Here is a 6,372-nt window from a genome sequence, read left to right on the forward strand (position 1 = left end):
GGGAACTCGCCCCATGCGTGCCGACCTGCTAGACCGCTACATTGCCCGCCTGTGTGCCGAGTCGGCGGGCCTCGATTCACTGCATATTGACGTGCCCTATATGGCCGGCCGCAAGCGCTACGAAGCCGGCCGCCGCTGGTCAGGCATGCCCCTGGTCTACCGCGCGCAGCGTATCGCCCGCCTGGGTTATGCCGACGCCGCGCACGGCCGCCCGGTGCGGAAACTGCACGACCGCGCTGCGCCGGTTACTAATGTGACCTACCCAGCGCCTGACCCTGTGTCCGTAACGAACCGAAAGGAACCCGCTCCATGCGAACCCTGACGCTGCCACTCAAAGGCGAGTATTTCGACGCGATCAAGGCTGGCGTGAAACCGGAAGAGTTTCGGGCTGCCACACCCTATTGGCGTCGGCGTTTGGAGGGGCAGAGCTTCGACCAGATAGAGCTGACACGTGGCTATCCGAAGCGCGGAGACGACGCACGAAGACTTGTGTTGCCCTGGAAGGGCTATCGTTTGACGACGATCGTTCATCCGCACTTTGGGGCAGATCCAGTCGAGGTTTTCGCCATTGATGTTTCGCGCTAAGGAAGCGGTTCAGTGAATCCGATCAAGCAGCACTTCCGACTGAAAAAACCATGTGCGAACTGCCCGTTTCTGAAGACCGTGCATTCAAGCCGGGGTGGCAACTGGGACGATGATGGGAACTATGATCCCTCGGGCACGAGTCGATGTGCGCAGGCGCTGCGGCATACCTCATGAAGAAAGGCAGGCCGACCGTGGGTATGCGATTTGCCTTCGCCACTGGAGATGCTTCCCCCAACGACTGGGATTCAGCGAGAGAGGTCGTGATCGACTGACTTCTTGGGTTCTCATCACCACGGGTTAGGTTCGTTGGAACCTTCCCGATAGCACCTGATGAGCACCATGGCTAAATCAAGAGTCGCAAACGCAAAGACTGAGGCCTCGAGCCCGGCAGAACACCGCAAAAACCTCATTCGCCTGCTCAACGCAAACAGCCACCGCCATCACTTGTGGGATGTGTTCGCCGACTTCTGCGAAATGGGAGCTCTAGCGATGAGCAACAGCGTGGACCTGGCCCAGCGCAATGAGCGTGAAAATCGCTACCTGAGCATCATCAAGAAGTATGAGCCGAGCGAGGTTCATCGGTTTCCCCAGATGCTCGCCGAACTCACCATGGCAATGGAATATGGGCCTGACGATGTGCTTGGCCAGGTATTCGGCGAGTTGGAGTTGGGGAATAATGCAAGAGGGCAGTTTTTCACGCCCTATCCAATCTGCAAGCTCATGGCCTCGCAACTCATTGGGGATGGTGCAGATCTGCGTAAACGATTGGATGAGCGAGGCTTTATAACGGTCAACGAACCAGCAAGCGGTGCGGGGGCTATGGTGATCGCAATCGCCGAAGCCTTGCGAGATGAAGGTTTCAACTACCAGCGCTGCCTGCATGTGACTGCGCAAGATGTAGATTCCCGCGCAGTTCACATGACCTACCTTCAGCTCAGCCTTCTGCACATTCCAGCAATTCTGATCCTCGGTAACACGCTGGCGCTGGAAGAGCGGCAACTGTGGTACACCCCGGCACACGTTCTGGGCCTATGGAGTGCCAGGCTCAACCGCAGCCAGGCCGTGGCCAGCGAGATCATCGAATCTCCAGCCGAAAATGCTAAGCCCAACCTGTACCAGGACCCGGCCCCGCTCCCCGCACCACACCTAAACCGCGGCCAGCAAATTGCACTGTTCTGATGAGGCCTGCTGGGGCCATACCTCCGACACGCCGGCAGAAGATATAGCGCTCCCCTCCCGCCCAGGGCAGTAAATGCACCTACTTGAGTTGGCATTTTCTCCCGCGCTGGCATGCTTATGCGACAAATCACTGGAGCTTCATCTATGCGCAAATTGTTCATCTACGCCCTTGTTGGCCTCTCGCTGGTCGGCTGCGATTCTTCGCGAGATTCGGGGGCCGCAGCCGGTACCGCTGCTATCGAGAACGAGCGCACTCTGCGCTACAGCAAAGCAGATGACGGCTCGACGGTGATTCAAGCTATTCGCATCACAAACGGCCAGCGAGCGGTTGATACGGCAGCTGGGAAGGACGCAGTGCAGAGCAGGGGGGGATTCATGAATCAGGTCGCCTTTAAGGACTGTGGGCGTGTGAACTTTGCCAACACGGGGCATGGTGAAGGAGTTGTTCAAGGTATCCACACCGGGCGCGGGATGACTGCTAAATGCAAAATCCGAAACTGGGACGGTCAGTGGCATATTGTTGAAAGCAGATAATCGAAGCGAGCACAAAGGAGTAATCATGGAAGTTGTTGCAATCAAAAACCTTAAAACACTTAGTCATTCGCAGAAGGAAGAAATACTGCGGATGGCTGAACGCTATAGCCTAGATTTGGTCAACCGACCGATCAGCGCTGATCACCCTATGTTCGGCGTAGTTCGCGCCTGGATGCTGACTGATATCGCCCTTCAGCTTGATCCAGCAATTAGCCTTCAGATCAATTCTGAAGTAGTAATCGCTGTAAATGTCGCATCAAAAATTATAGGCTTCATGACCCTGAGCCGAGCTAATGACTCCGCAACTGCTTGTGGAATAAATTATATCTGCGTTGATTCAGCACATCGCAATCAGGGGGTCATGACTGCGATGATTGACAGCCTGAAACCACGCTTCACCGATATAGCACTCAGCTGCTTTCCAACACTCGTAGAAGCGTATGAAAAGATCGGATTCGTAATGTGCGAGGCCCAAGGAGCTCAAGTCGCTATGCGAATTGGGGACTCGTACAATATGAATGTCATCGATCCAAATTACTTGAACAATCAGCGTGCTGTTTCGCAAGAAGCACAACGCTTGATCAACGAGCTAGGCCCGAAGCGAGCAGTCGCTGTCAATGATGAGTATGACGCGGAAACAAAGCGCATCTCAAAGGAAGTCGCGGCTTTCGTTGAGCAACGCAGAACAGCGGCATCGCAAACGGACGACTGACCGACCAGCTACCGGCTCATACCCATCCCCATAGGTTGCTCAGGCAACGACCCGGCAGAACACTCACGTCACTTGCCGGGTTGGTTGCCCCCTCCTCCTCCTCAGTCCGTATCTCTCCGACCTCTCCTACTGTAATCGCACGCGGGTTTTCTCCGGGCTGGGACTTCTGCGTTCCTGGTAGGGTCAATCTGCTCGAGCGCGACTGTGGGCTAGGGTGTGGGACACCTCATTTGGGATTTCCCAATCGCCCTATAGATTCTGGCCTGTAGCCGTTTTGTATGGGGATACCTTATCCTCCTACATTCCGGCGAGATCTGGCGCGACCGCAGTATCAGCGCGCCTGCGAACCAACGAGCCGCGAGGAATTCGTAGTGAAAACCCATGATTCGAATGAGCACGCTCAAAGCGAGCCGATTTCTGGTGAGATTTACCACGTCACGCCAACCCGTCATCTCGAGTCCATATTTCGTGATGGCTTACGGCCGCAGATTGGGCCTCGCTCCGCGCTACTCGGTGAGGCCAAGGAAATGGTCTATTTCTTCGGGTCGATGCTGGCAGTAGAGGACGCACTCAGTAACTGGCTTGGTGAAGCGCTCGATGACGAGCCTGGAGCGATTTCCGTTCTTGCCGTCGATCGCTCAGGTTTACACCTCGTTTCAGATGGTGGGTACGAGCTTGCGTGTCCTCACCTCATTCGGCCGGAGAACATTTCTCTCGCTTTTCAGGATGATGTGCCGGCGGATGAAAGGAACGGCCCGGTGACCGGGGGGGCACCTCATGAGCAAACTAACCCCTAAGTTCGTCAAGGATGTCGACCAGCCCGGCTCCTACCAGGACGGAAGGGGGTTGATTCTTCGTGTATCAGCTACCCTGCGGAAGAGCTGGGTCTTTCGCTATATGCTGGCGAAGCAAAGGCACGATCTTGCCCTGGGTACGTTTCCTGCCTTGAGCCTCAGAGACGCACGACTGGAGGCTGACAAGTACCGACTCGATATCGCACGCGGCGTTGATCCAGCCGCTGAACGCGCGAAGGCCAAAGCTGCCAAAGCATCGCGAGCCACAACGAGCCACACATTTCGGGCGTCGGCAGAAAGGTACATACGCACGCATTCGTCGAGCTGGTCCAAGAAGCATCACCAGCAATGGCAGAATTCCCTCACGAAGCATGTCTACCCTGTCATAGGCGGATTTCGGATAGCCGAGGTCGACACGGACGATATCCTGGATGTGCTGACGCCGATCTGGAGCAAGATCTCGGTTACTGCGAACCGCATCCGGAATCGCATTGAGCTCGTGCTCGATGCAGCCAAGGCACTGAAGCTTCGGCAAGGCGAAAACCCCGCACGGTGGCGCGGTCACCTCGACAAGCTCTTGCCCAAGCAATCGCATACGGTAGTCCCCTTCCCGTCTCCGACACCTTCACGAACGGCCGAGCTGCTGGCCAGGCTCGACTCGCTGGATGGTGCAGCAGCTCGTGCTGTTGAGTTCGCAATTCTGACAGCAACACGTAACCAGGAGGTGAGTGGGGCCCAGTGGGCAGAAATAGATTGGGAGGAGAAAATCTGGTTGATCCCGGCAGAACGCATGAAAGCGGGCAAGGCTCACCGGGTACCACTTACTGACCAAATGATCGAGGTGCTACGGCAGCAGGTCGGAAAGCATGCCAAATGGATATTTCTCAACTCCTGGCGCACAGGCCCGATTCCCGGCAACGCAATGGCAAGGGTGCTCGATCAGCTCAAGGTCGATGGAGTGGTACCGCATGGGTTCAGATCTACTTTTCGGACGTGGGCCGCGGAAGAAACCGATCACCAGCGAGAGGTTTGCGAGATGGCTCTCGCACACACCCTCAACAGTAAGGTCGAAGCAGCATATAACCGAGGTGACTTGCTGGATAAACGCCGCGCTCTGATGGAGGATTGGGGTAGATTTCTTGCCGCCAATGCTACCCAGGTGAGGGGTAGAGTGTCGGAAGTTTCGGAGATGCCCCCTGATCCGGGGTCTGACCTGGCCAAGGTCCAGCCGGCTGCCTGACGGAGGAGATGATGGGCGCTCTGCTAGGAGCGCCCGAGTAACAGCCAGCTTATTCGCTGGCTTGGCCGAAGGTGGTGCCTCGAATATTGTTTGCCTCGTCGCAGATCCGAGCTACCTCCAGTAGTGCCTTCAGCGCTCTATCCTCCGTCTCCCTCGTGGCAAAGGCAATCATGAACCCATGCAGCAGGCCGGTGAGCATTGCCCCACTGTCAGCAACGTTTCGGTTCCCTGCAACGGCGGAAAATTGCTCCAGGAGGGCAGCAGGTGCCTTCAGAAGAAATTCCTGGCCGAGGGATTTTCCGATGCTTGCTGCATGAACACACTGGTGAGCCAAAGCTTCTTCAGGCGACATCGGTGTACCGTCATAATGCTCGAATGACGCCTTTACATGGTTGCGGCCGTGCATGCCGGCGGCGATGCTTTCAGCTCCCTGACGGATCTTCTCAACTGCAATACTGGCTATGCTGAAGTCTGTTTGGGCTTCATCCATAACCGCGGCCAACAGGCGTTCATCGACGTTTTCAGTGCTATCCATCTGATCCTCCGTTGATAGTTATTTACCTCCATTTCAAGTTCTCATTCAATTGGAAAAACCCAAGTTCCCGTGGGCAAATCGAGCTCATAAAAAAGGCCGGGATCACCGGCCTTGTATTCTGGAAGCTCAGCGCACGCGCCGGCTCACTGGGTTCGCCATGTCTCGACTACATCAGCGCCATGCTGTTGCTTCCACTCCTTGAGCGTCTTCTGGTTGCCGCCCTTGGTCTCAACGATCTCACCTGTGTTGGGGTTCCGATAGATCTTGACTGCTCGTTGGGCACGAGGTTTGCCAGGCTGATGGGAAACCTGCTTTCGATAGTCCGGGTCAAGAATCGCGATGATGTCACGCAGGTTCTTGCCATACTCAGACATCAAGGATCGCAGCTTTTCCTCGAACTCCATCTCCTTCAAAAGGGCTTCATTTCCGCTCAGCTTCTTCAGTCGGTCCTGAAGCTCCTTGATGGCTTCTTCTGTGGCTCGGTACTCGGTGATGAGGGACATCTTGTCTCCTTGGTTTTGGTTTCATGGCCTGAGCCGTGACGGGATGCGCCAGGCTTGCTAGGGCTGCTGGTTAAATCATGCCTGCCGTTGCAAGGAATGCATAGCCTGCAAGGAATCCGGCGGAAGGCCAGAAGGCATAAAACTGAATGTTGGCGAAGAGTTTCTGCGGATTCCACGCCATCCGGCCACCCAGTCCGCTCTCATCTGGCCAGGCATTCCAGGGCCATCTGGCCACCTGTTCCACGGCCATCCGGCCGGGCAGTCGGAGCGCAGCGACGCAGGGGTGGCAT

Annotated in this window: 10 protein-coding genes; 7 read left to right on the forward strand and 3 right to left on the reverse strand. The window is 56.1% G+C overall.

Annotated elements, in window-relative coordinates:
- The first annotated feature begins 13 nt into the window (after window positions 1-13).
- The 7 genes from G7020_RS16185 to G7020_RS16215 all read left to right on the forward strand — a co-directional run bounded on the left by G7020_RS16185 (window position 14) and on the right by G7020_RS16215 (window position 5,044).
- Window positions 14-322 carry a hypothetical protein gene (locus tag G7020_RS16185; RefSeq protein WP_033045050.1) on the forward strand — a complete coding sequence of 103 codons (309 nt, stop codon included), beginning with the start codon at window positions 14-16 and terminating at the stop codon, window positions 320-322.
- The gene (locus tag G7020_RS16190) at window positions 310-585 is read left to right on the forward strand and encodes a hypothetical protein (RefSeq protein ID WP_033045049.1); all 276 of its coding nucleotides are present in this window, start codon (window positions 310-312) and stop codon (window positions 583-585) included. The genes G7020_RS16185 and G7020_RS16190 overlap by 13 nt, the downstream gene beginning before the upstream one ends.
- A 330-nt stretch (window positions 586-915) precedes the next feature.
- Window positions 916-1,764 carry an N-6 DNA methylase gene (locus G7020_RS16195; protein ID WP_236080786.1) on the forward strand — a complete coding sequence of 283 codons (849 nt, stop codon included), beginning with the start codon at window positions 916-918 and terminating at the stop codon, window positions 1,762-1,764.
- Between the two features lie 144 nt (window positions 1,765-1,908).
- Complete coding sequence (locus G7020_RS16200; RefSeq protein ID WP_033045047.1) at window positions 1,909-2,298, forward strand: hypothetical protein; 390 nt, start codon at window positions 1,909-1,911, stop codon at window positions 2,296-2,298.
- A 25-nt stretch (window positions 2,299-2,323) separates the two neighbouring features.
- The gene (locus tag G7020_RS16205; RefSeq protein ID WP_023082869.1) at window positions 2,324-3,010 is read left to right on the forward strand and encodes a GNAT family N-acetyltransferase; all 687 of its coding nucleotides are present in this window, start codon (window positions 2,324-2,326) and stop codon (window positions 3,008-3,010) included.
- Window positions 3,011-3,381: 371 nt separating this feature from the next.
- On the forward strand, window positions 3,382-3,807 hold the full coding sequence (locus tag G7020_RS16210) for a hypothetical protein (RefSeq protein ID WP_078451031.1): 426 nt from the start codon (window positions 3,382-3,384) through the stop codon (window positions 3,805-3,807).
- Entirely contained in the window at window positions 3,788-5,044 is a 1,257-nt protein-coding gene (locus G7020_RS16215) for a tyrosine-type recombinase/integrase (RefSeq protein WP_023082870.1), read from the forward strand. The genes G7020_RS16210 and G7020_RS16215 overlap by 20 nt, the downstream gene beginning before the upstream one ends.
- A gap of 49 nt (window positions 5,045-5,093) precedes the next feature.
- On the opposite strand, the gene G7020_RS16220 is transcribed toward G7020_RS16215, so the two are convergent.
- The 3 genes from G7020_RS16220 to G7020_RS23895 all read right to left on the reverse strand — a co-directional run.
- Window positions 5,094-5,579, reverse strand: coding sequence for a hypothetical protein (locus tag G7020_RS16220; RefSeq protein ID WP_023082871.1), 486 nt, complete (start codon window positions 5,577-5,579; stop codon window positions 5,094-5,096).
- Window positions 5,580-5,722: 143 nt separating this feature from the next.
- The gene (locus G7020_RS16225) at window positions 5,723-6,082 is read right to left on the reverse strand and encodes a histone-like nucleoid-structuring protein, MvaT/MvaU family (protein WP_023082872.1); all 360 of its coding nucleotides are present in this window, start codon (window positions 6,080-6,082) and stop codon (window positions 5,723-5,725) included.
- A 70-nt stretch (window positions 6,083-6,152) separates the two neighbouring features.
- Window positions 6,153-6,372: hypothetical protein (locus tag G7020_RS23895; protein ID WP_219852727.1), on the reverse strand; the 220-nt coding region annotated here is incomplete at its 5' end.

The organism is Stutzerimonas stutzeri, assembly GCF_013522825.1.
Taxonomy (GTDB): domain Bacteria; phylum Pseudomonadota; class Gammaproteobacteria; order Pseudomonadales; family Pseudomonadaceae; genus Stutzerimonas; species Stutzerimonas stutzeri_AK.

Bases quoted from the DNA above. Each gene is read 5' to 3' on its own strand.
- G7020_RS16185 (WP_033045050.1), top strand. From the start codon at position 14: ATGCGTGCCGACCTGCTAGACCGCTACATTGCCCGCCTGTGTGCCGAG.
- G7020_RS16190 (WP_033045049.1), top strand. From the start codon at position 310: ATGCGAACCCTGACGCTGCCACTCAAAGGCGAGTATTTCGACGCGATC.
- G7020_RS16195 (WP_236080786.1), top strand. From the start codon at position 916: ATGAGCACCATGGCTAAATCAAGAGTCGCAAACGCAAAGACTGAGGCC.
- G7020_RS16200 (WP_033045047.1), top strand. From the start codon at position 1,909: ATGCGCAAATTGTTCATCTACGCCCTTGTTGGCCTCTCGCTGGTCGGC.
- G7020_RS16205 (WP_023082869.1), top strand. From the start codon at position 2,324: ATGGAAGTTGTTGCAATCAAAAACCTTAAAACACTTAGTCATTCGCAG.
- G7020_RS16215 (WP_023082870.1), top strand. From the start codon at position 3,788: ATGAGCAAACTAACCCCTAAGTTCGTCAAGGATGTCGACCAGCCCGGC.
- G7020_RS16220 (WP_023082871.1), bottom strand. From the start codon at position 5,579: ATGGATAGCACTGAAAACGTCGATGAACGCCTGTTGGCCGCGGTTATG.
- G7020_RS16225 (WP_023082872.1), bottom strand. From the start codon at position 6,082: ATGTCCCTCATCACCGAGTACCGAGCCACAGAAGAAGCCATCAAGGAG.